Annotated in this window: 24 protein-coding genes; 5 read left to right on the forward strand and 19 right to left on the reverse strand. The window is 51.8% G+C overall.

What is annotated here, in order from left to right; translation table 11 throughout:
• Nucleotides 1-3: 3 nt before the first annotated feature.
• The 3 genes from KF749_06615 to KF749_06625 are packed head-to-tail and all read right to left on the reverse strand — an operon-like array spanning nt 4 to nt 3,289.
• On the reverse strand, nt 4-2,244 hold the full coding sequence (locus tag KF749_06615; protein ID MBX2990828.1) for a PD40 domain-containing protein: 2,241 nt from the start codon (nt 2,242-2,244) through the stop codon (nt 4-6).
• Between the two features lie 34 nt (nt 2,245-2,278).
• On the reverse strand, nt 2,279-2,866 hold the full coding sequence (locus KF749_06620; GenBank protein ID MBX2990829.1) for a hypothetical protein: 588 nt from the start codon (nt 2,864-2,866) through the stop codon (nt 2,279-2,281).
• A 24-nt stretch (nt 2,867-2,890) separates the two neighbouring features.
• Nucleotides 2,891-3,289, reverse strand: a complete 399-nt coding sequence (locus KF749_06625) for a hypothetical protein (protein MBX2990830.1) — start codon at nt 3,287-3,289, stop codon at nt 2,891-2,893.
• A gap of 665 nt (nt 3,290-3,954) precedes the next feature.
• Between KF749_06625 and KF749_06630 the strand changes: the two genes are divergently transcribed.
• The 3 genes from KF749_06630 (at nt 3,955) to KF749_06640 (ending at nt 7,742) form a co-directional block, all read left to right on the forward strand.
• Entirely contained in the window at nt 3,955-5,283 is a 1,329-nt protein-coding gene (locus KF749_06630) for a citrate synthase (GenBank protein MBX2990831.1), read from the forward strand.
• A gap of 77 nt (nt 5,284-5,360) precedes the next feature.
• On the forward strand, nt 5,361-7,322 hold the full coding sequence (locus KF749_06635; protein ID MBX2990832.1) for a T9SS type A sorting domain-containing protein: 1,962 nt from the start codon (nt 5,361-5,363) through the stop codon (nt 7,320-7,322).
• 33 nt (nt 7,323-7,355) lie between these two features.
• Nucleotides 7,356-7,742 (forward strand): hypothetical protein, encoded by a 387-nt coding sequence (locus KF749_06640; GenBank protein MBX2990833.1) that lies wholly within the window; start codon nt 7,356-7,358, stop codon nt 7,740-7,742.
• A gap of 131 nt (nt 7,743-7,873) precedes the next feature.
• Here the strand turns inward: KF749_06640 and arsC are convergent, their stop codons facing one another.
• Genes arsC through crcB form a run of 3 tightly spaced genes read right to left on the reverse strand, consistent with a single transcriptional unit; the run spans nt 7,874 to nt 8,976 of the window.
• Nucleotides 7,874-8,224 (reverse strand): arsenate reductase (glutaredoxin), encoded by a 351-nt coding sequence (gene arsC, locus KF749_06645; GenBank protein MBX2990834.1) that lies wholly within the window; start codon nt 8,222-8,224, stop codon nt 7,874-7,876.
• A gap of 17 nt (nt 8,225-8,241) precedes the next feature.
• Nucleotides 8,242-8,589, reverse strand: a complete 348-nt coding sequence (locus tag KF749_06650) for a DUF190 domain-containing protein (GenBank protein ID MBX2990835.1) — start codon at nt 8,587-8,589, stop codon at nt 8,242-8,244.
• A gap of 15 nt (nt 8,590-8,604) precedes the next feature.
• Complete coding sequence (gene crcB / locus KF749_06655) at nt 8,605-8,976, reverse strand: fluoride efflux transporter CrcB (protein ID MBX2990836.1); 372 nt, start codon at nt 8,974-8,976, stop codon at nt 8,605-8,607.
• Nucleotides 8,977-9,250: 274 nt separating this feature from the next.
• Here crcB and KF749_06660 point away from each other — a divergent pair, with 274 nt between their 5' ends.
• Nucleotides 9,251-10,426 carry a glycosyltransferase family 4 protein gene (locus KF749_06660; GenBank protein ID MBX2990837.1) on the forward strand — a complete coding sequence of 392 codons (1,176 nt, stop codon included), beginning with the start codon at nt 9,251-9,253 and terminating at the stop codon, nt 10,424-10,426.
• 24 nt (nt 10,427-10,450) lie between these two features.
• Here KF749_06660 and KF749_06665 read toward each other — a convergent pair whose 3' ends face one another.
• The 8 genes from KF749_06665 to KF749_06700 all read right to left on the reverse strand — a co-directional run bounded on the left by KF749_06665 (nt 10,451) and on the right by KF749_06700 (nt 20,309).
• Entirely contained in the window at nt 10,451-12,265 is a 1,815-nt protein-coding gene (locus KF749_06665; protein ID MBX2990838.1) for a peptidase M14, read from the reverse strand.
• Nucleotides 12,266-12,536: 271 nt separating this feature from the next.
• Nucleotides 12,537-15,056 carry a TonB-dependent receptor gene (locus KF749_06670; GenBank protein ID MBX2990839.1) on the reverse strand — a complete coding sequence of 840 codons (2,520 nt, stop codon included), beginning with the start codon at nt 15,054-15,056 and terminating at the stop codon, nt 12,537-12,539.
• A 139-nt stretch (nt 15,057-15,195) separates the two neighbouring features.
• The gene (locus KF749_06675) at nt 15,196-15,447 is read right to left on the reverse strand and encodes a DUF933 domain-containing protein (GenBank protein MBX2990840.1); all 252 of its coding nucleotides are present in this window, start codon (nt 15,445-15,447) and stop codon (nt 15,196-15,198) included.
• Nucleotides 15,419-16,150, reverse strand: coding sequence for a ThuA domain-containing protein (locus KF749_06680; protein MBX2990841.1), 732 nt, complete (start codon nt 16,148-16,150; stop codon nt 15,419-15,421). The genes KF749_06675 and KF749_06680 overlap by 29 nt, the downstream gene beginning before the upstream one ends.
• 21 nt (nt 16,151-16,171) lie before the next feature.
• Nucleotides 16,172-17,140, reverse strand: a complete 969-nt coding sequence (locus KF749_06685; GenBank protein ID MBX2990842.1) for an alpha/beta hydrolase — start codon at nt 17,138-17,140, stop codon at nt 16,172-16,174.
• Nucleotides 17,137-18,303 carry a pectate lyase gene (gene pelA, locus KF749_06690; GenBank protein ID MBX2990843.1) on the reverse strand — a complete coding sequence of 389 codons (1,167 nt, stop codon included), beginning with the start codon at nt 18,301-18,303 and terminating at the stop codon, nt 17,137-17,139. Before pelA ends, KF749_06685 begins: the two co-directional genes overlap by 4 nt.
• Nucleotides 18,290-18,709, reverse strand: a complete 420-nt coding sequence (locus tag KF749_06695) for a cupin domain-containing protein (protein MBX2990844.1) — start codon at nt 18,707-18,709, stop codon at nt 18,290-18,292. The genes pelA and KF749_06695 overlap by 14 nt, the downstream gene beginning before the upstream one ends.
• 100 nt (nt 18,710-18,809) lie before the next feature.
• Complete coding sequence (locus KF749_06700; protein MBX2990845.1) at nt 18,810-20,309, reverse strand: hypothetical protein; 1,500 nt, start codon at nt 20,307-20,309, stop codon at nt 18,810-18,812.
• A 22-nt stretch (nt 20,310-20,331) separates the two neighbouring features.
• Between KF749_06700 and KF749_06705 the strand changes: the two genes are divergently transcribed.
• On the forward strand, nt 20,332-20,991 hold the full coding sequence (locus KF749_06705; protein ID MBX2990846.1) for a hypothetical protein: 660 nt from the start codon (nt 20,332-20,334) through the stop codon (nt 20,989-20,991).
• Nucleotides 20,992-21,105: 114 nt separating this feature from the next.
• On the opposite strand, the gene KF749_06710 is transcribed toward KF749_06705, so the two are convergent.
• The 5 genes from KF749_06710 to KF749_06730 all read right to left on the reverse strand — a co-directional run bounded on the left by KF749_06710 (nt 21,106) and on the right by KF749_06730 (nt 26,062).
• Nucleotides 21,106-21,984, reverse strand: coding sequence for a restriction endonuclease (locus KF749_06710; GenBank protein MBX2990847.1), 879 nt, complete (start codon nt 21,982-21,984; stop codon nt 21,106-21,108).
• A gap of 347 nt (nt 21,985-22,331) precedes the next feature.
• A complete protein-coding gene (locus KF749_06715; protein ID MBX2990848.1) occupies nt 22,332-23,531 on the reverse strand; it encodes a multidrug effflux MFS transporter in 1,200 nt (399 codons plus the stop codon).
• 84 nt (nt 23,532-23,615) lie between these two features.
• Entirely contained in the window at nt 23,616-25,058 is a 1,443-nt protein-coding gene (locus KF749_06720; protein ID MBX2990849.1) for a tetratricopeptide repeat protein, read from the reverse strand.
• A 74-nt stretch (nt 25,059-25,132) separates the two neighbouring features.
• Entirely contained in the window at nt 25,133-25,363 is a 231-nt protein-coding gene (locus KF749_06725) for a hypothetical protein (GenBank protein ID MBX2990850.1), read from the reverse strand.
• Between the two features lie 78 nt (nt 25,364-25,441).
• Complete coding sequence (locus KF749_06730; GenBank protein ID MBX2990851.1) at nt 25,442-26,062, reverse strand: response regulator; 621 nt, start codon at nt 26,060-26,062, stop codon at nt 25,442-25,444.
• Nucleotides 26,063-26,157 lie beyond the last annotated feature (95 nt).

Genomic DNA, 26,157 nt, shown 5'->3' on the forward strand with positions numbered 1-26,157 from the left:
CCCTTATCTGCTTACTGTGTTGGAATACTGCGTTCCGGCGTCAACCCATTCGATCATCATCAGCAAGTCGCGGTTTGCCGGCAGGAACGGGTCGATTCTGTTGTACTGATCCTTCGTCCACAGTTGTGTATGGTCGTACGTAAGTGTTCGGTAGTCTCTATTAGTTTGATCGTTCAATTGCTTTCCAAACATAACCCAGATGAGCGGGCTGCGTCGTGCCCCGTCATCCCTCACGTACCGCAACTGGTTGCCGGATGGCGTGCGGTACGTTCCATTCTGCGTGATCCTTTCGTACACAGTGGTTGTGATGTTGCTGTTTGCCGGCGGCGGCGTCAGGTCGGCTGCGACTGTTTGCAGGCTGAGTGAACCAGCGGGAGCAGTTTCACCGTGACACGAAATGCAACGCCGGTCGAAAACAGCCTGGACCGTGTTGGTCCGATTCGTTCGGTGTCTGTCGAAGAAGTCAAGTGTATCGGTTCGCGCCGCGGGATGGTTCACAACAACTTCGGCGTTATGAAACCCCGATTCATAGGCACTGCCGCGTGCACGGTTCAAGACCTGGTTGTTCGGCGCAATCTGCAGGTCATTGATGATCTTGTCGCGATCATGTGAATCGTGACAGCCAGTGCATAAACGCTTTTCGCCCGGCATCACCTGAATCCAGGTCAGCTGGTTGACGAGCATAACGCCATGTTGGTCAAGGGTTTGGAGATGCAACGAACGGTTGGCAGGCACCTCAATTGAGAACGAACCATCCGACCTGACTGCGGCATACCCCACGACTCTTTGTTTTTCGAGATTTGTATTACCGATGGCTTGTCCCCGCCTGTTGCCTTCCCGCGGCAATGATACTGCCTCCAACACCCGCACGTACCTTACCTGGCCTGCCGTCCCGTCATCGTTCACGAATGTCGCCGATGGCCGCACTTGCCCGTCGTTCGTCGCCCTATCATACACGTTGCCGTCAAAGAACATTCCTGTTGATGCACCGGTCGCAAGGCCGCTCGCAACATTCGGGTCCATTGCAATCACTTGCGGAATCCCGCCGGGAATTTTTTCACGAGGGAGAAGGGGAACCGGGTCGATTTCGTTGTACTCGGGATCGTTATAGATGAGGCGCAGATTACGGCCGTCTTTATCCATAATGTAGAGCCCGTAGTCTACTCCTTCACTTCGGCTTCCCCCGGGGTCACGCGGTATGGGCGACATTGCGACGAGGATTTTCTCTCTTCTATCGGCAGAGGCGCCTTTATCAATAATCGGATGAGGAGTTTTGAAGAAGGCGCTTGTTGCCCTGCCGGAGTTGTTGAAAATTGCATCCGGCGGGGAGATAAAAGTGAGATTATCATCCGATTTTGAAATATCAATGATGGCGATTGCGCCGCCCTCAAATGGAGAATTTCGTTCCATCACCGAGCATACCAAGCCGCCGTCAGCGAGTTCACGAGCTTCTGTAAATGATCTGTCGCCGCTGGCCTGCGGAGAATGGTTGCCGTACAGAACGAACGGACGCGTCCCGTCCGGATTCATCACGAACAGCGGAAACTTGTTCGGGTTGCCAAGATGTTCCCAGCGGCCGTAGATGATCTTTCCGCTTGAATGAACCATCGGGTTGATATCGTGGCTCTGGTTGAAGGAAATCTGCCTGATGTTGACGAGCCTTCCATCGCCCGCCCGATCTCCAACGTGAAGCAGGGGGGATTCGCGACGTTCATACTCATCAACAATTCCGGGACGAGTCGACGTGAATACGATCTGGCCATTCGGAAGATATGCCGGATCCATATCGTCACCCGTTGATCCGTCTGTGAGTTGAACGAGATTGGTTCCATCAGAGTTCATTTCGTACAGTCGCCACCGGCTGTTCCGGTTCACTCTCATTGAGAAGAGAATCTTCCTCCCGTCGTATGATATTTCCGGATCGGCACAGGCGCCGAAGTTGCGCGGGTCGGTAATGCCATTTGTCGTGTACTGCGCAGTCAGATTCGTCAACTTGCCCTGGCTGGAGATCGGGCTGAGCAGGTAAAGATCACTGCCGGGATAGTATTTGTCGATATTGCTACGCATCGGCTCGCTGATATTATTTGTGCGGCTTTTTTCCTTCACAAACACGAGCGCCGCCTGGCCGGATTTATCCAGAATGTCATCCGGCGGTGAAGAACCGCACGCCGCAAGCATTGCGCCGATTACTCCGTACAACAGTACATTCGAGAATATTCGGAGAACAACTTGTTTGTGAATCATACGCCTCTCCCCAAGATTCATGTTGTGTGTCGATTTAGAAATACAGTTGCAATCCGAGCGTAAAGACGATATTATGGGAAATGAACGGATCATTGTTCATTATTCTTTGGGAAAAAATCTGATCGCGTACATCATACCGGAATCCCAGCCTGTCGCCTCCAAACAGCCCTTTCAACGGAACTCTCTTTCCGAGACCGAGAACTCCGGCAAAGTTTGATTGCCCGCCCTGATTCAATCCCGCCACTCCAACCACAAGATAGGGAGTATAGCCATTCGGATACGGGTCAATGCCTGCAACGAACTCGTACGTATACAAGCGATCCGTATCAAAGACTTGCGATCGCGTAATGTTCTCGAGAACCTGCGATTTCAAACTTCCGAAACTCAGGGCGCCTTCAATGAAGAACTTTCCTCCTGAAATGAAGTAGTTGTATCGCGCTCCGTAACTGAAATTCGTACCGAATCCGCTTGCGGCATATGCACCCAGTGATATACTGACACTGTTATCGTACGGCATCTGTGCACGCACGGGGGCAGTAACGAACAGTGACAACGAAGCAATCAGCAGAATGACCCGCAAGGGAAGGCGTAAAAAGAAGATCTGAGGAAGTCGCATATTCATGCAGTGAACTCCGTTGGTAGATGTTTATCGAACCATGAACGTAACGCCGAGACTTATCTCTTGAAAGAGCAGCAACTCATCCTTCTGGTCTCTAGTGTTCTTCACATTAGTGACATACTGCTTCACTTCGACGCGCACGCCGAAAGATCGTGTAAAATAGTATCGAGCCCCGGCCCCGAAGTTCACGGCAAGGGACGAGACTGTTTCGTCTCCGATAGTAGCGGTTGGCACGGTAAGCAGCAAGCCTACTCCGGCTGCCCCGTACGGAATAAGCCGGGAACGGGTCGACAGATTCAGAATTGCATTGACAGATAAGGGGTACAGATTTGCCAGATTGCCGATCACCTGCTCCCCCGCCAGTTCAAGATTGAACGATCCGTAGTTCATTGAAAGACGTAACCCGAATGTTCCACTTCGACCCATCAATCCGGTGTGCGGTGCGATTTCGAAACTTACTCCATCATTGAGATTAATTGGTGACGGCTTAGATATTGCAAACGTTGAGTCTACCCGTTGGGAGATTGCCGATGAATGCATTGTGAGAAGAAGGAGGGATGCAAAAACTGCTGTACGAAGATATTCCAAAAGAGCCCCCATGCGTAAATTAGAGTAAAACGTACCTGACAGACACTTGTAGCCAGCCCTTATGGTTCTCATTTTACTTGTTTATCCTTACCGACTTAGCCATACAGCAGACAAATACAAATATAACGTATTATACTGATTTGTCAAGCAAAAATTTTCAGATATTCTTGTAATTATGAATTTTTAATTTCCCTATTTTACTCGTTTTGTGAATGTGCCGTGTTCTAAGGAATGGGTTAGGAGAAAAGAGCATCCGCAGAGACCCACGCAAGCACACTACGTACATCAGCGATTTGGAAGCTCTCTGTGTTCCTGTTCTGACACTTTAGATACTTGTTTTTGCTCTCTGTTCTTCATAGGTTACTTTCAGAAAGTCTCGTTCTTTCAGATCCAAATGGAGAGCAAATCTCTCTGGGACTTTTTACTTCCGCTCTACTCATTCCCCACCTCCCTTGCGAGATTTCTCTTCGTGATTAATAACCCACTTATTTGGAGGAGCAACAATGGAACCTACAACTGCCCCAAGCGGACAACAGAAAGGTACACAAACAGTTGACACGCTTACAATCACCGACAACCGTACCGGTAAGCAGTACGAAATCCCGATCGACAACGGTACAATCAAGGCGATCGATCTACGTCAGATCAAAGTCGATGCAGAGGACTTCGGCATGATGACTTATGACCCCGCGTTCATGAACACGGCATCATGTAAAAGCAAGATTACGTTCATCGACGGAGACAAAGGTATTCTACGCTACCGCGGCTATCCGATTGATGAGCTTGCAGAGCGCTGCTCCTATCTTGAGGTAGCATACCTGCTTATTCACGGTGAGTTACCGAACAAGACACAACTTGAAGTGTGGACGAACAACATCACGACCCATACGTTCGTTCACGAGAACATCAAGAAGTTCATGGATGGATTCCACTACGATGCAAACCCGATGGGGATGTTTGTCAGCACCATCGCTGCACTTTCAACGTTTTATCCATCTGCAAAGAAAATTCATGATGCCCAAGAGCGGATGCTCACAATCTATCGGCTCATCGGTAAAGTCCCGACGTTGGCTGCGTTCGCTTATCGTCACAGCATCGGCATGCCGTATGTCCATCCCGATAATGAGCTAACGTATGCTGAGAACTTCCTGAACATGATGTTCAAAGTGGCCGAGCCAAAGTACAAGCCCAATCCGATTCTTGCCAAGGCACTCGACATTCTCTTCATCCTGCACGCAGATCACGAACAGAACTGCAGTGCAAATGCCATGCGTTCCGTCGGCAGCTCGCATGTCGATCCGTACAGCGCGGCGGCGGCGGCGGCAGCAGCCCTGTATGGCCCGCTGCATGGCGGAGCAAATGCCGAAGTACTTTATATGCTCGATGAAATCGGCAGCAAGGACAAGATTCCGGCGTTCATTCGCGAAGTCAAAGATGGCAAAGGCAAACTGATGGGCTTCGGCCATCGCGTGTACAAGAACTACGATCCTCGCGCCAAAATTATCAAGAAGCTCGCCGATCAGGTATTCGAGGTAACGGGACGCAACCCGAAACTGGATATTGCGCTCGAACTCGAACGCATCGCTCTCGAGGATGACTACTTTGTGAAACGAAAGCTGTATCCCAACGTTGATTTCTATTCCGGATTGATCTATCAGGCAATGAAGTTCCCCGTTGACATGTTCCCCGTTCTGTTCGCAATCGGAAGGATGAGCGGGTGGCTTGCCCAGTGGCAGGAACTCCTGCTCGATCCCGAGCAGAAGATTGCCCGTCCGCGGCAAGTGTATCTGGGGCACGACAAGCGGGACGTTGTTTCACTGAGCAAACGATAAACGTGTTCTTTCACCTCCGGCCGTTTTCGTGCGTCGTGCACGGAACGGCCCGGGGTCTTACTACTTGCATAGAGTTGATGAGATTGCTGAAACTGGCGGTTGCGGTGTTGGTGTGTATGCATGCGGCACCCGGCCAAATGCTGGTTTTGCCGGAAAAGCAGGTTGATACGTTCAACTCCGAAGCCCGTCGGTATCAGTCGTACCTCACAACTCAGCGGCAATCCGTCGCCGACAGCAGAATTGATGTTACATACTACCGCTTGAATCTCCACCTCACGACGTCTCCTCATTTCCTGAGAGGCGTCGTGACCATTAACGCCATCAGCAGAGTCGACCAGCTAGCGACACTATCTCTCGACTTGACCAATACCTTGACGGTCGATTCCATCAAGGTGGAGAACGTCAACGTTCAGTTTGTCCAGCACCCCACTACCGTTTCAATCGAACTCAACCGAAGTTACGGTTTCGGTCAGATGGTGGTGCTGGATGTGTATTATCAAGGAACTCCGCAAGGAACAGGATTCGGCAGCTTCGTCTTCGGCGGGCACGGCTCCACGCCTTGGGTTTGGACGTTGAGTCAACCCTACGGCTCGCGGGATTGGTGGCCTTCGAAGGATCATCCCATCGACAAGGCCGATTCGGTTGACATTTTCGTTACTTGCCGGCAGGATTTCAAGGTTGCGTCAAACGGCAAACTCGCCGGCATTACCCGGAATCCGGACAACACGCACACATACTTCTGGTCCACACGCTACCCGATTGCGACGTACCTCGTATTCGTGTCGCTCACAAACTACGCCGAGTTCACCGATTGGTACCGCTATACTCCAACCGATTCGATGCCTGTTCTGAACTACGTTCTCCCCCAACATCTTACGCAAGCCCGCGATAGCCTCTCAAAAGTTCTCCCGATGTTGGACATCTTCTCGGATCGCTTCGGCCCCTATCCATTTCTCAATGAGAAATACGGGCACGCACAATTCGGCTCGGGCGGCGCAATGGAACATCAAACCATGACTTCGCTTACGCTCGCTGCGTTTGAGGAATACGTTCTCGCGCATGAACTTGCGCATCAATGGTTCGGCGATCTCATTACCTGTGCAAACTGGCAACATCTCTGGCTCAACGAAGGCTTCGCATCGTACGGCGAGTCAATATTTGCAGAGGGCCGGTATGGAATACAACAGTACCGGAACAGAATGTCTGAAACGATGACAACGGCAAAGCGAGCCGTCGGCCCTCTTGTCAAGATCGACACATCGGTTGTCCGGACGTTGTTTGATCAACCGACCGTGTATCGCAAAGGGGCATCCGTGCTTCACATGCTGCGGCATGTTTTGGGTGATTCACTGTTTTTCCTCTCACTCAAGAGTTACGTTGCCGATCCGCGTTTCCGTTTTGGGGTGGCACTTTCAGAGGATTTTCAGCAGGTCTGTGAAACCGTTTCGCAACAATCGCTCGGCTGGTTTTTCCAGCAATGGCTGTACGGCGAGAAGTACCCGACGTATGGCTTCTCTTGGTCTTCCCTGCAGCGTTCCAATGCGTATGAGGTGGCCGTGAATCTCTCTCAATCAACCGGCACTGCCAATCCGGCATTTTTCACAATGCCTGTTGATTTCAGATTTTCGGCTGGCGATTGGGATACAACAGTAACGTTTTTCAACATTGCAAACCCCCAGCAGTTTTCTGTCATTCTTTCTCACAAACCCTCAAACGTCGAGCTTGACCCTGACAACTGGATATTGCGCGACATACAATCCGGCCCTGCGATTCCGGTTGATTTCCGTTTGCGACCGAACTATCCCAATCCGTTCAATGGTTCGACTCGAATCGAGTACGAAGTACCACGTGCAGCGTTCGTTACACTTGCCGTGTTCAACATTCTCGGTCAAAACGTTCGGACGCTGGTAAACGAAACCGTGTATCCGGGATTTCACAGTACAACGTTCGACGCGGACGGACTTCCAAGCGGGGTCTATTATTACAGGCTCCAGGCCGGACAGACGTTCCGAACGCGGAAGGCAGTTGTCATTCGTTGAACGTGTTTATATTCCAAGACGATAGAAAGAGATATGATGAAAGCACCAATCGACAAATCACGTATGCTGCTTTACGCGGCGAGAATTTTAGGATTGTTGTGGGCAGGGTTCTGGTTGTTTTTTGGCATCGCATCAGGGGTCGGCGAGAACCTCCAACTCTCCGGCATCATTATGCACATTCTCTTTCCCGGCCTTGTTTTTCTAGGCATCGCGTTACTTGCGTGGCGATGGCCGAACCACGGCGTGTTCGTCTTTCTTTTGATCGGCGTCTTCGTGCTTATCGGCTATCCTGCCATGATGCATCACTTTCCGCTTTCCACCATTATCTTCGTGGAGTTGACAATGGCTTTCCCGCCGATTCTTGCAGGTATTCTCTTGTTCCTTTCAACACGAATGAAGAATAACGTCACAACTCTGTAAAAATCCGACTATCGAAATCCTGAACAAATACGAATTCAAATACCCGCAACCGGCAATTCAGCGTAGCGGCTTTGACTATTCGGATTTCGATATTGCGCGGGATTGTAGGATTTCGAAATTAGGACTCAGCTCTACAGAATCTCTCGAATCTTCTCAGCGGGACGGGCAAGAATGGCTTTGCTTCCGTTCTCAACAATCGGACGCTGAATCAGATCGGGATGCTTTGCCATCAAGTCGATCAATTCGGCGTCAGAGGCTTTCTTTCCGGCAAGATTCAATTCCTTGTAGACGGGTTCTTTTGTGCGAAGCAGTTCGCGGGGTGTGATCTCGATCTTCGCAATCAGTTCTTTCAGCCTCTTCTTCGGAATCGGGTCGATATAGTAGTTGACTTCCTCGAAATCAACTCCCGCTTCTTTCAGAATCGCCATCGTTTGACGACAGGTTGTGCAGGTTGGTTTTTGGTAGATGGTGAGTTTCGACATTGGTCAGTGACGCCCTCTTACTTCCCTTGCGTATATCTTATCACTTCCGCCCGTTCGAGTGTCACCATTCCGCCGGAGCCGCTGCGCAGGAACAAGTCGTCAACAACCGGCATGAACACCCGAATTTTCTCTTCCGTATCAACAATCTCGACCACAATCGGAAGATCTTCGGAGAGACGCAAAATTTTCGCCGTATGAATGCGGCTTGCAGCGCCGAAACCCTGAACGCCCCGCAGAACGGTTGCCCCGGCAAGTCCCTGTTCTTTCGCCGCGACAACAAGGGCCTCGTACAGCGGCTTGCCGTCAATCTTGTCCGACTCGCCGAGGAAGATTCTGAGCAGTTTGCCTTCGCCTTCAAGTTTCATTACAGTCTCGCTTTCTTACAGCAGTTTGGCCACTGTGATTCCCGACCAGGTTGAGAAAAGACAAATTCCGACACTCGCAAGCACGTTCAGGAAGCCCAATGTGTAACTCCCGTCGCGCAACAATGCCATGGTTTCGTAGCTGAATGTCGAAAAAGTTGTGAAGCCGCCTAAAATTCCCATCGTGAGAAACACCCGAACTGACGGGCTGACGATGAACCGTTCGCCGAACAATGTCATCACAACGCCGATGACGAACGAACCGAGGATGTTAACGGCGAGAGTCCCGTACGGAAATCCGGCGGAAGCGAAGCGATACACGAGTCCCTGCAGCCAGTAGCGTGCCGTGGCGCCTATACCGCCTCCGAGAAAAACAAGTAGATAATTCATGTCAATATTTTACTGAAGAAGTTGAAAAGACGCAACGTCTTGGTTCTCAGCTTATGGGAGTTGGAACGCCTATGACGCAGAGTGAACGGATATTGAGACGTTTTTGTAGAGAGAACTGCAGAATAATTTTGCGATTTGCTGTTTTTTAGTGCCTCACAACACATCAGCGTACACCCGTCTGATCCGTGTCATTAGCGTTGACCGGTCACTTCATTTCGGGTTGTTCCTTGCAGCCGTTTTCAGTATGTTGGATACACTACTGCTCACCTGACAGATGATCCATCAACCTCTGAATGTTCTGCAGACCTGCTTTTCCGCCTCGTGGGGCGGATTGGAATTGCAGGCGCTCGAAATATCAAAGCAACTGAAGTCCCGCACCCACCGTGTGTGGCTTGCATGCATTCACGGCAGCCGGCTTGAAGAAGCGGGCCGCTCCGCTGACATCAACGTTGTGCCGCTGAAGATTCGCGGCTACATTCACCCGCTGATTGTTGCAAAACTCGCCCGGCTGGTCAGGCGGGAAGGTATTGATATTATTCACTGCCAGCATTCAAAGGATATTGCGACGATTGTGCCCGCCAGGAGGATTTCGGGCGAGCGATGCCCGATCATTCTCAGCAAACGGGTCGGTTCGTATGTGCAGAAGAAAGATCTGCTGCATCAGTTCACGTACGCGAACATTGCCAGAGTACTTGCCATTTCCGAAGTCATTCGCAAGAATGTGATTGAGACAACGCCCGTTCCGCCGGAGCGTGTCATAACACTGCACGACGCGGTTGACACGGAAGCGTTCTCTCCAAGCCGTGTCAGCAAGCATCGCATCAGGCGTGAATTCGGCATTGATGACGAGACGCTTGTTGTGGGATTTGTCGGAAGATTTTCGCCGGGGAAAGGGCACGAGGAGTTTCTTGAAGCGGCTTCCGCTCTGAACAACAAGTACGGCAATATCCGCTTCCTGGTTGTCGGCGAGGCGAGCTACGGCGAGCAAGCCTACGAGCAACGCATCCGGTCAATGAGCCGTGCCCTGAAGCTCGATGGTGTTCTTACGTTCACGGGCTTCAGAAAGGATGTGCCCGACCTGATGGCGGCGTTCGATATTTTCGCATTTCCGTCACATGCCGAAGCATTCGGTGTAGCGTTGATTGAAGCGATGGCTCTCGAGAGGCCCGTCGTTTCCACAAACTGCGACGGAGTACTGGATATTGTGGTGGATGGAGAAACCGGTATATACGTGAATCCCCGAAATGCACAGCAGCTTGCCGACGCAATAGAACGGCTCGGCGCCGATCCCGAATTGCGCCTTTCGATGGGAAGAGCCGGACGACGCCGTGTAGAAGAGATGTTTGATCAACAGAAACACATCACACGCATCGAAGAGATCTACTACGAACTGCTTGAATTGCCCTCTTATCTGAAACCGCGACAAAAGGAGAATGTCGAGCGATCATAACCCGCCATTCGCGGAAGCCAGCAGTCACTTCAGCTTCAAAAACTCTGTTTCGTCAACGACCCTCCCGACAGGATACTTATGGAGCCACGGATCGACCCACTTTGAACGGAGATAAAGCCAATTCAACCGTGCCCGGGGATTTCTCGCAAAGCTTGTGTCACTTTGGACTTTGTGTTCAAATTCCTGCTTCAATGCTGAGTCTTCCGCCAACATCGTTGCGGCAACTTCTTCCATTACATACGACTCGGCATATTCTTTTTGCTCGAAGATGGTGTTGAAGAAGCCCCACGCGACAAACGAGTCGGGACCGCGCGGTTCCAACAAGTGCATTGCCACTTTCGCCGTACGCTGGTTCGTTCGAACGATGAGTGTTCCTTGCGGATAGGATCTGGCCTCTTTGATTGTCTCCGTTTTGAACGTCGCCCCCTGCCTTCCCTCGTAAGGACGCTCACGGAACTTCACATCCGAGAATCTGTATGACTCAACCTCCACAGCCGTCGGGTGCGTAATCCGCTTAACGTTAACACCGTGCAGCGTTAGAATCTCATCAACAAATTTCCACTCCGCAGGAATGAGATACGCGTACGGAACCCGGACCGAATCCGTTACAGTCACATCCGAGAAGAACGGAACCACGATTTCCTCCGCCTCTCCTGTATAAACCCGTCGCATGCCGCCGGAAACCGGGCTCGGTTCCATTCTGGATTTGATTCCGAGGAACTTCCTCATTTCACTTTTTTCCGACAGGCCGAATGTCAACGGAAGCATTGTTGCAGCATTGCTTCCCGCATTGATTACCGCCCGGTCGGCTTCCTGAACGACATGGCGAAGCGCTTTCGCATCAGCGTTCACACATTCAATCATTGCCTTGAGGAAATGGTACGTCGCCTCCACCCTGACTTTGTAGGGCTTCAACATATGCGTTTCAATCAGCATTGTTGGGCGGTTATGCAGAGCGCCGTAGCCTGTGGAAAACCGTGGCGGAGCGGCACCCGCCGTCAGGCCTTTGCTTAGATCATTATCCTCGCGGGGGAACACGTAATAGAAAATCTTGTGCCCGGCAGCTTCGACCTTCGGCAGCGATTCGGGAAGGAGTTTCTGGTTAATCCATTGCGCCACGCTCGGGTCGATATTTTGCGCCGTTTCAATCGCGTACGTGATGTCGTACTGACAATCAATGCCGTCCGTTACGTGACAATCAACATACAAATCGGGGAGCCAGGCAGAGAACAGCCGGAGCATGGCCCGCATTTCAGGCGTGTCGGCCTTCAGATAGTCGCGGTTAAGATTGAGATTCTGTGCATTGACACGCCATCCCATTTCCTCCGGTCCGTTCTGATTGATGCGATTGTACGGGCCCGAACGTTCATGGGCATCGACACTGAATATGGGCACGAAGAGAAGAATCGTATTGTCAAGCAGGCTTCCATACTTCTTGGTAATGGCAATGTCACGCATCAACATCAGGCTCGCGTCTTTGCCGTCAATCTCGCCCGAGTGAATGCCGCTTTGAATGAGAATGATCGCCTTGCCGCTCGCCCGCGCTTTGGCAGGATCGAAAATCTTTCCCTTGGAAAGGACAACAAGAGGCAGTTCCCTCCCTTGCGGGCTTTTTCCGAACGACGTGTACTTCACCCACGGTGAAGCCGATGCAAGACGTTTGCAGTACTCAATCGTCTCGGCATAGGGCGGAGTTCGTTTGCCGCCGCTTTTCTCGAAGTAGGTCTCCCATGCGTCCGTACCGGCTGATTGCGCGAACGCTTCGCCTGACATCAGAATACAGATCCCTGCGACAAGCAGTCCAATCCGGAATCCGAAATTCACAATCCGTAATTCCATCAATCTCCTTCGTGTTTGTAGAAATAGTGAGAATCTTCAACCACTTCGTACGTCAATCCCCTGCGTTCGCATGCGCGAATAGCCTCTTCAAGTCGCAGAAATTGCGTTCGCCCGATATACCAGTGTTCTCCTCCCCGCCAACTCACAATCTTGACAGGAGAAGTCCGCGGATCGTCACACCGAGTTGAAGCGTTGTCCATCTCTTTACCTCAATAAAAAACGGGGCATGTCGAGAACTTCGATATGCCCCGTGAAACAAACGCCCGAAGGGTTAGAATGTAGCCGTGATTGTTCCGATCGCCTGCCGTCCGATAATGGAACCGCCAAACAGTTGGTAGACACGGTTATCGAACATGTTGCTTACGGTAATACCGACCCGGTAATTCTTTGAGAGCCGGTAGCCGACTGAACCGTTTACAATCGTGTACGCAGGAATTTTCCCTGAGAAAACACCGGCCGACCAGGTAAACGGCTGCACGTTGCGCATCTGAATCGACATGTCGATGCCATCTGTACGTGTCCAGTTGAACGCCGCGGCGAACTTGTGTTTCGGCGCGTTCGGCAGAAGTATATCGCCCGCCTGTTGTTCCTTCACTTTGAAGTCATACCACGTCCAGTTGCCGCTGATCATGACTTCGTCGTCGATGTAATAGTTGACGCCGACTTCCACGCCGGTTTCATCGACTTTGCCTGCGTTGGTGTACGACACAACGCCCGCCCGCTCGCCGTTTTCAACTGTCGCAAGAAGCGGCCCGAGCTGCGCCGCAAGTTGATTGTATCCGGCGCGAAGCACTGCGAGATTTTGTCGCAACGGGTGGGCCGCAGGAAGTCCGAGCTGGTTGTACAGCGCATTCAAATCATCAAGATTTTTGGGAACGTTCGTGCCGCCATCCATCAGACTGTACCGGGGATAATTCGCATTCACGCCGGGTAACAAGTCGGTAATGAAGTCCTCGGCGCGGTTGTAATATCCGTCAACCGTAACAAACACCTTCTTGTCGAAGAAGACACCTTTGTAGCCAATTTCAAACCCGTTGATTTTTTCGACTTTGAGATCTTTGTTGCCGAGCGCATAAACTCGTGTCGCCTGGTTAAAATTCCACGGCAGATTGGTGGGAAGGTTCAAAGGATCAACAAACTGAGCCGGGAGCGAAGCTTTTACCGCAGCATAGTAGCCTTCGAGTCCGGCTTCGAGCGTTCTCGGACTTGTTGAAGGGGCTGCGGCGTCGACACGAAGGAAAAACTCCGAGTAGTTCGGAACCTGGAATGCCTTGTTGAATGTACCGCGGAATGAATGATCGGGGGAAGGCGACCAAACGATGCCCGCTTTGGGCGAGAACTGACTCTCGTGAAGCGTACTGCGATCCCAGCGTGCAGCGCCCACGAACTTGATTCCCTCGACGGGCGTGTACTCAAGCTGCCCGAAAATGCCGCTTGTGTTATCATCCCGCTGTTGCAGCATCAACGTTCCTCTGGTGTTCACATGATAATAGCGGTGTGAAGCACCGAGGACAACGCGCAAAGCGTCATCGAGCGCATCGAAATTGTACTGGATTTCGCCGTTGACAATGCCGGAACGTTCGGTAAGCGGAGCACCCGAGGCAAGTGAATATTGGGGCTCGACGCTCTTTCGCCCCTGCACCCACGCCATGACATTCAGGTTCGGGCTGCTGAAGTTGATTCGTCCCCAGGGTTTGTGGGCTTTCGTCACCTGTACACGGCCGATGCCTGTTATCAGCACCTCATTCTGCACCTCTGAAAATCCCCCTTCAGCGGTCGCGACATTTTCATCCATAGTATAGTCAACACGCCCTGAGAAATAATGGGATGACACGTCCCCCGCATTCAGCCGCCGTGCTTCAGGTGCAAGCCCCGGATACTCGAACGGCCCCGGCCCAACCCGTGATCGCGTCCATGTGTCGCTTTGTACGCGGCCAACGTTTGCCTTGTAGCTCCAGTTTTCGTCAATAACGGCCGCCTGGCGGAAATCGCCGCGCAGGGTTCCCAATTCGCCCATTGAATAGCTGAGCTTCGAACCCGCTATATCCTTCGGGGCCGGAGTCGAAATGTTGATGACGCCATTGAATGCATTCGGCCCGTACAATGCAGAACCGGGGCCCCTGACAAGTTCCAGCCTGCCGATATCTTCAAGTGGAACCGGTAGGCTATACCATTCCTGCGATCCAAGAAATGCGACTGCCAAATCACGTCCATCCATCAAAACAAGTAAGCGGCGATTGAGGGAGCTGTTGAATCCCCTTGTGTTGATATTGAAATCCTGGACACCACTTTGGACGATATCCACGCCGGGCTCCCCCTCTAACAATCTGGGCAATTGGCCGGAACCTGCCTTCATTTCTATTTCTTTTGGTGCAACAGTTGAAATAGCGGCGGGCGCTTCAACAATACGTTCCGCCTTGCGGGAGGCACCGAACACCGTCATTTCGGACATTTGTACCGAGGTTTCTGTTAATCGAATGTTGCGGGTAGCGGTTCCGCCTGCTGCGACCAGAACTCCCGAGATTTCCAGCGTTTCAAACCCGACGAGGCGTACCACGAGCGCGTACGTGCCGGGAACGAGATTGGTAATCTCATACTTGCCGTCGACGTCCGTTGCGGCTCCCGTGTTCGTTCCTTTCACCACAATATTCACAAACGGAAGCGGATCGCCGGTACGCTGATCCGTGACCCTTCCGTTGATCGTTCCGGTTTGGGCAAACGCTACGGCAGCAGTGCTTGCCACCAGCAGAAAGATGCCGCCAGCGACAAATAGTAGCTTTGCGAGCTTCATAGGTACTCCTGAAGTATGTTGGGGATTGGTTAGATCCGTCTTTCGACGGATTATGCCTGCGGGAATGCGGGCATGAGATGCTGGGTTGAAGATACGTCAGTTGTGTATAATAATCAAACATCAAAGGGGAAATTGACACCTATCTGTTGGTTACGCGACAATCCCACCCCTCTATCCGCATTAAGCCGTTTTCCCTGACTGCCGGCACCGAGCCAAGGCGGCCGAGATGGTCAAACTTCATGATTTCCGCCAGAAAGAACCCTTCCGAAAGTCCGAGGGGAAGGTCCCGGCTGCCTCTCACCCGCTGAGTTTCCGGGACAGGCCGGGCATGTACCTCCTTCGGACGGTCCGCTCCGCGGTAGTTATTCCTTGGAGACCCAATCAATGGCATTACGAACCAAGCGTCGATACGATGGATTCTCGAATGCGAATCTGTCGTGCCCGGGCTGCAGATAGACGATCTTCGATCTCACATACTTGTGAGCCCATCCGATATATTCTCCAGTTTCACAATTATCGGATGTTAACAACGGCGTAACCTCGCTCCGAACCGAGAAGTTGAGGTAGGTTTCGTCGTGTATGGAGAAATCCTGAACATCGCGTGTAACGGGGTGATTTCGATCCGGTATCTTCACCGTGAAATCCTGATCGTGTTTGTAGGTGGATGGTCCGTATTTCTTTCCTTCGTGCATGTAGGGTTGGTGATGGTATTTCCCCCCGATAATCTTCTCGTACTCATCCCACTCCTGATGTGACACGAGGGCATGATGCAGAAATACGCAGCCGACACCCGCTTTGAAAAGCCCCAGAAATGCTTCCTTTTCCGGCTGCGAGATCGGTTGGTACGTGTCAAAAAAGACCACCGCGGCATAGCGTGAATCAAAACCGACTTCTGCAAAGCGCGCAAACGCCGCGGGCTTTGAAATCGTGTCATGCTCAATGCCGCTGAACATTTCGAAGAACGCCTCCTTTTCAAAATCCTTCCCTCCCGTCACGATAAGCACACGCTTCGGTTGTGCATACAGGTCAAACAGCGCCACGCATAACGCAACCAGCAATATGTTGATGTGCCGGAATAGAACAATCGTCCTCATAATACACTCTCTTTTCTGAGCCTACTTTTTCAAGATAGCATTAAGAAATGAAACAGCCCGCTCGGCCGTCTCTTCAAACCACGGGTGAAACATCCAGAACGAATGGGGCGTGCCGGGGATTGTATGAACTTCGGAGTAGATGCCGAACCCGTTCAGCCTCTCAATCATCTCATCCCGTCCTGCGTGAAACCGGGCGACGGAACTGTTGAGAAACAAAACCGGCGGAGTATTGTGCGAAACATGATTCAGCGGGGAAGCCTCACGCCACAGTTCCGGCTTCTCCCTGTAGGTCGCCCCGAAAAATAGCGCCCCGGCGGAAGGTTGGGCCGAACCGGTATCCTTTCCGCTTTCGGCGGGATGCGTGAAGTCGAGTATCCCGTCAACATCGACAATCGCCTGAACAGAAGTCGGAACGCCCGGATTGCTCCCTTCGCCGTCGAACTCAAGAACATCTCCCGTTGTACCTAACAATGCCGCGAGGGTACCGCCGGCCGAATTTCCGTACAAGAAAATTTTGGCGGGATCGATATTCTGCGCCGACGCATTCACTCTCAGCCAGCGAATTGCCGCTTTAAGATCGTGAACCGCGGCGGGATACTGCGCTTCTGTTGAGAGTCGGTATTCAACCGGAACAGCAGCAAAACCCCGCATTGCGAAATAGCCCGCCATGGCATGTTCCATCTCTTTGTTTCCCGAACGCCAGCCGCCTCCGTGAATCATCAGCACAACCGGGTGAACGACGTCATCGTCCGGCCGGAAGATGTCAAGATGCAGCCGGCGGTTGCCGTATGAAGCATAGATGATGTTTTCATCAACTCGAACCCCGTCTTGTCCACGAAACTCAACCGGAGTAATGTGAGGATATTCTTCTCTCAACTTCATCCACGTTGAGTAGATTGTGTAGGATGTGTCGCGGGGAGTTTCAGTCTGTGCCGCGAGGGGCACTGCAGCAAACAACAAAAGAACAGGAACTCTACTCAACCGATTCACTTGGTTTCGCTCGCCCGTTTGAACCATTCCGGAAACCTGTCGAGAACTTTCTGCGGCTCGTGGGTGTACCAGGCGTAGCCGACTCTTCTCTCACGCTCGACCTCGGCAAGAGAATAGACCGGCTTGCCGTCTCTGTTGCAGAAAAGAGGCCTGTGTGTGTTCAATTCAGAGAACCGTGGCCAAATCGGCGGGGCGGACGAATCGGCAACGGCAATGCGGTCGTCGCTTGACTTCCGATAGATGAACTCAGTTGCGGGGGCGGACACGGTTTGAACACGTAATCCGTGGATCACGGATTTCCTGAACCATTCGACGGCGCTTTGCACGGCCGCTGTTACAGCAGGGCCCGGCTCTGTGAGCTTCATGAGAAACAAGATGATCTCGGCGCTTTCCTGATTACAGATGGCTGCCGGCTCGAACGACCGGGCAGCTTGAGGCCGGAAATCAACATCATCATGCTGCTGACACCACACCGACTTCACGCCATCTTCTTCAATCTGGCATTTCAGAATACAGTCGATGCCCTTCCCGAATGCGTTACGAACTCTGCTGCGCCGAACCTCGTCAACGAAAGCATACTCCGGCTCATGATTGACAATCTCTCGCAACAGATTCATCACGCCAATCATCGCGCCGTCGTTGAAGGTGATGTACTTCCTGTAGCCCCGTGTGTCGGGGTGGAATTGCGGCCAGCCGCCGTTGTCATATTGAGCCGTGAGGATGAAATCAATCCCGCGCAGGCAACCATCCTTGTACCGGTCATTTTGGGTCAGTGAGAACACCTTCGCCAGGTACTCAACCTGCGTGTAGGTGGCCCCGTTGTCAAATGTCGTATTGGTTTCGTTTCTCGACTTCTCAACAGCTTCTCTCTGCTCATCCGTGAGAATTGCCCGCATGTCGTAGTTCTTCGGCCAGCCGCCGTTAGATTTCTGGAAGAGAAGAACATTGTCCGCTATTTTCGCTATCTCGGACGATAGGTATCGGGGTTTGTCGGGCAGAGGTGTGATGATCTTGTCATCATCATTGATGTCGTACCACTGATGGGAAGTTTCCCAGAAGCGGCTGAGATCGGCGGCATCATTTCGCTGTTGCGCCGTCGAGCAACTTGACAGCACGAGCAGCAAGAATAGAAGCATCAGTATATCGTATTTACTTCCCTTCATACTTCTTGATCACGAGATACTTCAATTCCGTGTCGCCTATATTCCGGATGCCGTGCTCGCTGTTTGACGGACAGTAGAAACTCGCATACGGCCCCGCAATTTTCGTTTTGCCGTCGAGATAGAATTCAGCAGTTCCCTCCAACACAAAAAAGAACTCGTCTTCAGCATGTTTATGGGGAGGATGCGTTGCTTCATGCGGCTTAACCACACTCATCTTCAGCGTCCGTCCATCCAGAAACTTCTTGTCCGCAAACCAGTATTGATAACCGACTTTCGTCGACTCAACTTTTGCCGGATCGAAGATGTTGACGCAGTTGTTGATTGTGTAGGATTTTCCGGGTGGCGTTTGTGGTTCCGAGCGAAAAATGGCCACGACAACGATCAACACGACAATGAATATTTTCATGATCATCCTTCGGGATAGTTTCTCAGTACCCTCAAGTTACCAAAGAGATGCACGGGAGACAATGCTTTTCCCTATTGCGGCAAGAAACGAGGAACGTGAACTAAGAATCAGCCTTGCTCTTTGCTTCCCGCGCAAACCTCACCAATTCCCAAAATGGCGGAACATAGCCGAGTTCCTTTTCGAATTGCCGCACGCGTTCCGATACCATTGCAGTCATGCGGGCGTGCCGTTCGGTGAACTTCTTGTTGCGCAGCGCTGCTGTTGAGCTCATCCCTTCAGGCACAGGTCCGACACCGCCGAATGCATTCAGGGCAACGCTGTAGGCTTTTACGACGCGTACTACCGGTAGCAAATACCAATCGTACTCCAGTCGTTCTCCTTTTTCCGCTCCCTCCAACATCACATCAATCACGGCGTTGTCGATGTGATCTTTGAGCAATACTTCAGGGTCACGCCATTCGGCAACGACGCGGAGCTGCGGGTCGTATTCAAGATCGGCAGGCTCCTGCGTCTCGAAATGTTCGACGCCAAATGCAGCAAGCCATGATGAAACACCCGCCGTCGAGATGCTCGAAAGTCCCATCCACAACGGAATGCCAACTTGCTTGTATGCATGCGATGCAACTTCTGAACAGAAGAACTCCGAGTTGTCGCGGAAGTTCATTTTGAAATCGTACGGAATCCGTCTCGTCCGGGCGTCCTGCAAGGCAAATGCCGCCGCGTTGTGCGGTTGCATCGGGTCTGCAAGAAGATCGGCTCGCAGCCGAAGCACCATCACCCGGAGTTTTGTATCGCGTAAATATTCATCTATGCTTGCGACAGCGACTCCTTTCTCGATATGAGCCTCAATGATGGATGCGTGTCCGGAAGAATCAACATGCACAAGCGCAACATGCGAGAAGTTGCCGGGATAATCATTGCCCCGCGCAATAAATGCCGACGTTGCGGCTCCGCCCCGTGAAACGAGGATATCCCCGCTGTGAACACGTACACTGAAGATCTCCGCCGAGGGAGTTGCCGATGGCTCATCATAACACACAACACCCGGCGGCAATGAGGAGGGCGACGCCTGAAGTATCACTTCCTCCATCGCTGCCCTGCTTCCGTACAACAACCGGTAGAGCCTGTCACGCACCGGTTGCGCTTGCATGTCCCAGTTGCGTGACTGTTCTTTCACGGCCGTTCGCGTTGCAATAATGGCGGCGGCATAGTCGTTCAGGTATTGCGGGCACGCGGCAACCATCGGAGCAAGAGTGAAGATGTTGCGCTCAATTGCATCGAGCAGCGTATCCTCCGCCGGAAGCGCTGTTTCATGAAGAGTATTTGTCACACTTGAGCTCTGCCCGATACCCGCATGAATCAGACTGTCAAGATTCTCGCAACCGAGCTTGCGTGCAGCTACGTAACTCGATTCCAGTGCAGACCAGTAATGGTCCTGATTCCACGCAAATGCTTTCCGGGCGGCGGGTTTCGGCGGTGCCGGCTCGGGATCGGGTATCAAGAGTACAAGATATACGGCCGCGATTGTTGTTATGAATGCGGCCAGACGCTTCAACTGGCGCGGGACTGTATTCCCGGAGGAGATTTGTGCTGGAGACATCGACCGATAGAGGTGTTGAGATTTGAATCAGCATGAAGATAGCGAGAAAGATGCAGAATTGAAAATCCACCCGCCGCAACTTTCCCGTTTCAACCCGTACTATTATGCAACAAACCCGCATGTTCATTTCCAAAAGGCCAACATGAAAACTTTACAGGCAATAGGCATGGTATTGCTGTGTCTGCTCTCCATCTCCTGCGCATCGCAAAAGGCACTCTGGATCGACGTGAAAGGAGACCACAAGCAAACATCAATCGCGGTGACAGAGGCGATAGCCCGAAAACTCCTTGACACGAGAGAACCTCACATCAACTTCATGAAGCAGAGCGACGGAGGGCCTATCACAAGAGAAATGTTGCAGTCTGTGCTGGATGGCCGTGAGCAATCGATTACCGCTCGCGGCGAACGCGGCTCGGAAGTAACGATGTCCATGAAGCCGCTGACCACTCCCGGCGGGAAGGGAAACAACAACCGGCTCGTCCTTGAAACCCGCAAGGCCGGCGAACAGAAGTTCCGCATCGCCCTCCCCGAACTCGACATTGAGCTCGCTGGCGAAGACAAAGTTTCCGTCACCGCCAACCTTGACTGGAAGTCCTGGCTCCCATTCCTCGCAAAAGAGGGAGGAGCCGTGTACATCAAAGACCACAAGGATGATACGGAAGTGTGGGTGTATGTGGAGTGAAGTAAGCCATCTATGAGTAGGGATATGCCTCCGGCATGTCCTATTGTGTATTGATGTAAAATCCCACTAATGAAGCGGGGTTTTGTTTTAAAGAGTCCTCAATGGCTGAGATAATTACACTTTCTTGAACCAACTATCATCGATTTCCACGTTTTCAATCTGCTTCGTTACCACTCCTAACTTCAGTTCTTTGAGCTTGTCACACAGGAGTTCTCCATCAACGAGGTCAATCGGGGGAGCGCCATCCCGAGTCGCCTCCTTCATAGCTTCTCTCGTGAAAGAACCTGTAGTAATGAATAGCCCTTTGTCAGCACGACCTTGCATCGCACCACGGAAATCCCGAATTAGATTTGGCCCGATGGAGTATTTGTACCGCTTACACTGGAATATGACATGAAAACTCAGGAATCCGCCTACTCTTACAATCCCTTTCCCGTCAATACCACCATCGCCTGCTTTACCAGTAACTTCAACTTGGACAAATCCGCTTTCACGAAGGATTCGTTGTGAAAGACGCTCAAATGAGCTTGGAGAGATTTCGTACAGGGTGCTCAGTAAGCGTTGCTTCCACTCAATCTCATTGTCAGATGGTTCTATAAGCTTCTCAACCGATCCTCCGGCGCTCTTGGTCTTGTCTGCTTTCTCTGATTCCTTTGCTAATTGCATTCGAACGATCTTGACAACCTCGCTTGGGTCAACATTATCAATATCCGTGTCGGGCATTGTCAATGACCATATCCCTCTTTCGGAATTGTCTATGAGGCCGGCCTTCTTAAGATAAGTTCGCGTCCAGTATAGTCTGTATTCAACCTCCGTTTTCGTTTCCTCTTTCCCGTGCGGTATTTGTAGAATCTCATCGCTAAGGCCCACAATCTCGTAAACCTTGTTATTGATCTCTTCGTTCGAGCCCGATCCGCCCAGGCTAATCAATGCTTGAATCACAGGCTTGATGAACTGGTCATACGTTGGAACCAGAGATTTCTTTCGTGCCATTACAACTCCTGAGAACGTTGTTCTACGAAAACGGATCTATATCAAGCACATTATATTTCAATGACACAAGATACGCAATGAATCGACAATTCGCATCTCTGCGTAACGGCTCTCAATTTTTATGAGACTTGCTGTCTTGCTATATTCCCCGCCTGCAATCCCGAACCCACGACCGCCAAACTTCTCTTGGGGATCAAATCTTCAGCCGCTTCCGCAGCTTTTCGTGGGGGACAAAGTGTAAAAGGCTGAGCCGAACACTAACCACTAATTTGTGAAGGATTAGTAATTATTAGTAATTGCCCCCCGAACTCCCATAAGTCTCGCCCCTAGCAAATTACCATAGCATCCTATAGAATCCTGACAGCCCTCTTCTCACCAACCCTACTCCCCGCCTGCATCCCCAAACTCACCACCGCCGAAAGCAGCAGCATCCCCGCCATCGGCATGGCGGTGCCGGTGTGAAAAACGCTGACGAGTGATGAGCCGATTGCTCCGGCGGCCATCTGCATGCTGCCCATGAGAGCGGAGGCGGTGCCTGCGTTGCGTGTGAACGGCTCGATGGCAATCGCCGTTGTGTTCGGGCCGAGGAAACCTTGTCCCACGAGATAGCCGAAGATCATCAGCATAACAGCCCACGGTGGAACGCCCGCCAGAACTCCCGCAACAAACAGCGCGCTGACGACAGTCTGTGCTGTCGCGGCAACCAATGCAATTTCCCTGCTTCCCCGTTTCCGAAGAACGAACCTGTTCACCTGGCTTGCGCCGATCACGCCGCACGCGCTCAGTCCGAACACCCACGCGAACTGCTGCTCGCTAAAGCCGAAGAGGTTCATGAACACAAACGGCGCGTCGGAGATATAGGCGAACAATCCGCCCGAAGCCGCCGCACTGGCAAAGCCGTACGCAATGAATGTCGGATTCTTCATGATGCCTGCATACTCGCGCACAATCTTGAAGGGATGAAGTGAGAGCGATGTGTCGCCGGCACGGCTCTCCGGCAGGTAGCGCACAACGACGAGAAGAATCAGCGCTGCTATTGCGGCAAGAATAACAAAGATGATGCGCCAACTCCAAACGGCGGCAACGTACGCGCCGACGGTCGGCGCGATAATCGGCGACACGCCGAGAATGAGCATGAGTGTGGAGAAAATGCGGGCAATTTCATTCAGTGGAAACAAGTCCCGCACGATTGCCCTCGCCGCGACAATCCCCACACAACTGCCGATGGCGAGAAGAAAGCGCAGCACCACCAACGCTTCAACGGTCGGTGCAAGGCTGCAGCCGATGGCGGCAACAATGTAGATGAACATCCCGGCAATAAGAGGCTTCTTCCTTCCGTACCGGTCGAGCAGCGGGCCGTACGCAAGTTGTCCGATGGAGATGCCGATGAAGTAGCTGGTCAGTGTCAGCGCTACGTGTGAGATGTCGGTGCGCAAGTCCTGTGCAATCGCGGGAAACCCCGGCAGGTACATGTCGATGGAAAACGGGCCGATGGCCGTGAGAGAGCCAAGAACGAGGATGAGGATGTTATGCTGTTTGCGGTTCATCATACCGGACATTCAGGCTGAAAAGCGAAAACCGCAGAGATTGTTGCGCTCCCTGCGGTTTTACAGGCACTGAAGGAAGAAGTTCTACGAAACGGATACCTGCTGTGGACTGCCCCCAGAAATCAGCTTTTTCAGCTCGAGAAGAGGCTGAAAATCGGGGTCCGCATTCTTCCACAGATCATACAAGCGCCCCGCAATTTCCTGGACCATTTGTTTATCTCCGAGAGCCTTGTACACTTTGGCAAGCGTAAGCAGGGAACTTGGAGCGTTGGTGTTGTAGCGCAGGGCCTCTTCCAACGCATCCAGTGCTGATTCGTAGTCCTTCTCCGTCAAATGAATTTCCGCAAGCTCGTGATAGATATCGGCCCGCGTAAGTTCGGAACCGTACTCCATTGCGCTGTCACATGCCGCGATCGCTTCTTCCACCTGCCCCTGATAGCGGTACAATTGCGCGCGCAATGCGTGAAATTCAAGCATTGCCATCGACTCGCCGAGATTTCTCCGTGTGATTTCGTATCTAATGAAGTCAATATACCGTTCCGCTTCGTCGAACTTGCCGAGTCGTGCAAACGCCCTGACCTTGATGTATGCTGCCCGGATGTTCAGCGAATCGAGTGCAAGAGATTGTTCGCATAGACGTACTGCGTCGTTGTATTCGCCGCGGCGCATCTGCAAAATGGCCTTTGTTGCAAGATGGGAAGCGCGAATCTGGTTGTTCAGAACCATCTTTGTCAAAGCAAGATTGAACTGCTGTTCAGCATCCTTCAGTTTTCCCATAACCATGTACACATCACCGACGCGATTAATGGAGTACCAATAGTCGGGCTTCAACTCCAGCGAGCGTTTGTATTGTTCGAGCGCTTCCTCATACCGTCCTGCTCGAAGCAACACGTCGGCAAAGCTTGCCCGCGGATCGGCCGCATTCGGCGAGAGACGTATATACCGTTCCATCTCCTGAATTGCACGGTCAAAATCCCCCTGGCCCGAATATGCGTAGCCGAGCGACATAGCCGCCGGACCGTATGATGTATCTGTTCGAACAGCCCGCTGGTACAATTCCAGCGCCCTGTCGTGACGCTTGTTCAATTCACACAGATTGCCCCGGAGAACGAATATCTCCGCATCCTTCGGGTAGCGCTCGATCAGGGTATCAGCTACCGCCGCTGCTTCGGCATTTCGGAAATGTATGATGTGGTCGAGCAGGCGGATGAACAATCGTTCCCGTTTTGTCGCGTTCACCGATGCATGAAGCGCCCGCGCTATTTCAGCTCTTGCATCCGATTCATTGCCGTTGCGAACATGCAGGTACGCAAGACGTGCCGAGGCCATCGCGAAGTTGGAATCCAGCCGGAGTGCCTGATCAAACGAGTTCTTCGCTTCCACGTAATAGAAATTCTCGAACTGATGAACACCCTCGCTGTACCATTTCAATGCTTCGGGGGAGTTCGTGGTCAGCTTTGGCGATTCGGTGCAGGAGGAGAGCAAGAATATCACCAACCAGGCTGCTGAACGGGAATATGTTCTCATAAGTAACTCAAACTAAAGGGGATCCGAAATCCATCCTCTATGTCCGACACAGGTTCTTATACGAAAAGACCCGGCTATGGTTTCTTGTCAAGGGCAGAGGGAATAGGCATTGAGGGATTATCCCGAAGGGCCCTCAAACGCTTGAGCCCGGTTTCTATCCTGTCAATGCTTGTGTTGATCAAGTTGACGTAATGCAGGCGCTTTTCGTTGTCGGGAGTTGTCGTTTCAAGCAAATAGGCAGCCATCCGCAAGACGCCCAACGGGTTGTTGATCTCGTGGGCAATTTCACGGATTCCCGACTTCATGTTTGTCACCTGTCCCTGCAACTCTTCCAATTCTGTTTGTTGTGAAGGTGTCATACGCACCGGGCTGAATAGTTGAACTTAGCGGACGAGTTCTTCCTGAAGCGACATGGCATCCGATCTGATCAGGGCCGCAACCGCTTTTACCAATTCACTGATATCTGAAAGCTTGTCAACGACGGCGTCGGCACAAGTCTTTGCCAGTTCTTCTTTGAAGTCAGGATTCAGAAATCCTGAAATCACCATGATTTTCATGTTGTATTGGGATTTGCGCGATTTCAGAAGTTCGAGTATCCGGAACCCGTCAATTTTCGGCATTTTTACGTCAAGAATGAGAAGGTGGGGTTTCTTCTCTCCGATAAGAAGAAGTCCCTCAAAGCCGTCATCGGTTGTGGTAATTTCAACACTTGGCAACTCTGCTGAAATGACACTTTTCAACATTTGAGCATACGGCTTCTCGTCATCAATAATCAGAACGTTGGTTGACGTCTCGTCAATGTACTCAAACGGGATGTCCATTCCGGACGTATCAAGGAACTTCTTGAGGTTTACCGGCCAAACACGATAGTGGCCACCATAGGTTGTAAACGCCTTGAGGGCTCCTTCATAAATCCAATTCAGAACGGTTTTTTTGCTTACGGTACAAATGGACGCAACCTGACCAACCCCCAACGGCTTTCTGTAAGTTACCTTTGAAGACATCCGATGCTCGATAGAAGTGATTTGCGTGATTTACGCATTCAATATAGTGAGGATTGGCAGCGATGTCAATCCAATCACGGGCCGGTTTGAGGAAA

This window comes from Bacteroidota bacterium (assembly GCA_019637975.1).
GTDB lineage: Bacteria > Bacteroidota > Ignavibacteria > UBA10030 > UBA6906 > CAADGV01.

Bases quoted from the DNA above. Each gene is read 5' to 3' on its own strand.
- KF749_06615 (MBX2990828.1), bottom strand. From the start codon at position 2,244: ATGATTCACAAACAAGTTGTTCTCCGAATATTCTCGAATGTACTGTTG.
- KF749_06620 (MBX2990829.1), bottom strand. From the start codon at position 2,866: ATGAATATGCGACTTCCTCAGATCTTCTTTTTACGCCTTCCCTTGCGG.
- KF749_06625 (MBX2990830.1), bottom strand. From the start codon at position 3,289: ATGGGTCGAAGTGGAACATTCGGGTTACGTCTTTCAATGAACTACGGA.
- KF749_06630 (MBX2990831.1), top strand. From the start codon at position 3,955: ATGGAACCTACAACTGCCCCAAGCGGACAACAGAAAGGTACACAAACA.
- KF749_06635 (MBX2990832.1), top strand. From the start codon at position 5,361: ATGAGATTGCTGAAACTGGCGGTTGCGGTGTTGGTGTGTATGCATGCG.
- KF749_06640 (MBX2990833.1), top strand. From the start codon at position 7,356: ATGATGAAAGCACCAATCGACAAATCACGTATGCTGCTTTACGCGGCG.
- arsC (MBX2990834.1), bottom strand. From the start codon at position 8,224: ATGTCGAAACTCACCATCTACCAAAAACCAACCTGCACAACCTGTCGT.
- KF749_06650 (MBX2990835.1), bottom strand. From the start codon at position 8,589: ATGAAACTTGAAGGCGAAGGCAAACTGCTCAGAATCTTCCTCGGCGAG.
- crcB (MBX2990836.1), bottom strand. From the start codon at position 8,976: ATGAATTATCTACTTGTTTTTCTCGGAGGCGGTATAGGCGCCACGGCA.
- KF749_06660 (MBX2990837.1), top strand. From the start codon at position 9,251: ATGATCCATCAACCTCTGAATGTTCTGCAGACCTGCTTTTCCGCCTCG.
- KF749_06665 (MBX2990838.1), bottom strand. From the start codon at position 12,265: ATGGAATTACGGATTGTGAATTTCGGATTCCGGATTGGACTGCTTGTC.
- KF749_06670 (MBX2990839.1), bottom strand. From the start codon at position 15,056: ATGAAGCTCGCAAAGCTACTATTTGTCGCTGGCGGCATCTTTCTGCTG.
- KF749_06675 (MBX2990840.1), bottom strand. From the start codon at position 15,447: ATGCCATTGATTGGGTCTCCAAGGAATAACTACCGCGGAGCGGACCGT.
- KF749_06680 (MBX2990841.1), bottom strand. From the start codon at position 16,150: ATGAGGACGATTGTTCTATTCCGGCACATCAACATATTGCTGGTTGCG.
- pelA (MBX2990843.1), bottom strand. From the start codon at position 18,303: ATGAAGGGAAGTAAATACGATATACTGATGCTTCTATTCTTGCTGCTC.
- KF749_06695 (MBX2990844.1), bottom strand. From the start codon at position 18,709: ATGAAAATATTCATTGTCGTGTTGATCGTTGTCGTGGCCATTTTTCGC.
- KF749_06700 (MBX2990845.1), bottom strand. From the start codon at position 20,309: ATGTCTCCAGCACAAATCTCCTCCGGGAATACAGTCCCGCGCCAGTTG.
- KF749_06710 (MBX2990847.1), bottom strand. From the start codon at position 21,984: ATGGCACGAAAGAAATCTCTGGTTCCAACGTATGACCAGTTCATCAAG.
- KF749_06715 (MBX2990848.1), bottom strand. From the start codon at position 23,531: ATGAACCGCAAACAGCATAACATCCTCATCCTCGTTCTTGGCTCTCTC.
- KF749_06720 (MBX2990849.1), bottom strand. From the start codon at position 25,058: ATGAGAACATATTCCCGTTCAGCAGCCTGGTTGGTGATATTCTTGCTC.
- KF749_06725 (MBX2990850.1), bottom strand. From the start codon at position 25,363: ATGAAGTCGGGAATCCGTGAAATTGCCCACGAGATCAACAACCCGTTG.
- KF749_06730 (MBX2990851.1), bottom strand. From the start codon at position 26,062: ATGTCTTCAAAGGTAACTTACAGAAAGCCGTTGGGGGTTGGTCAGGTT.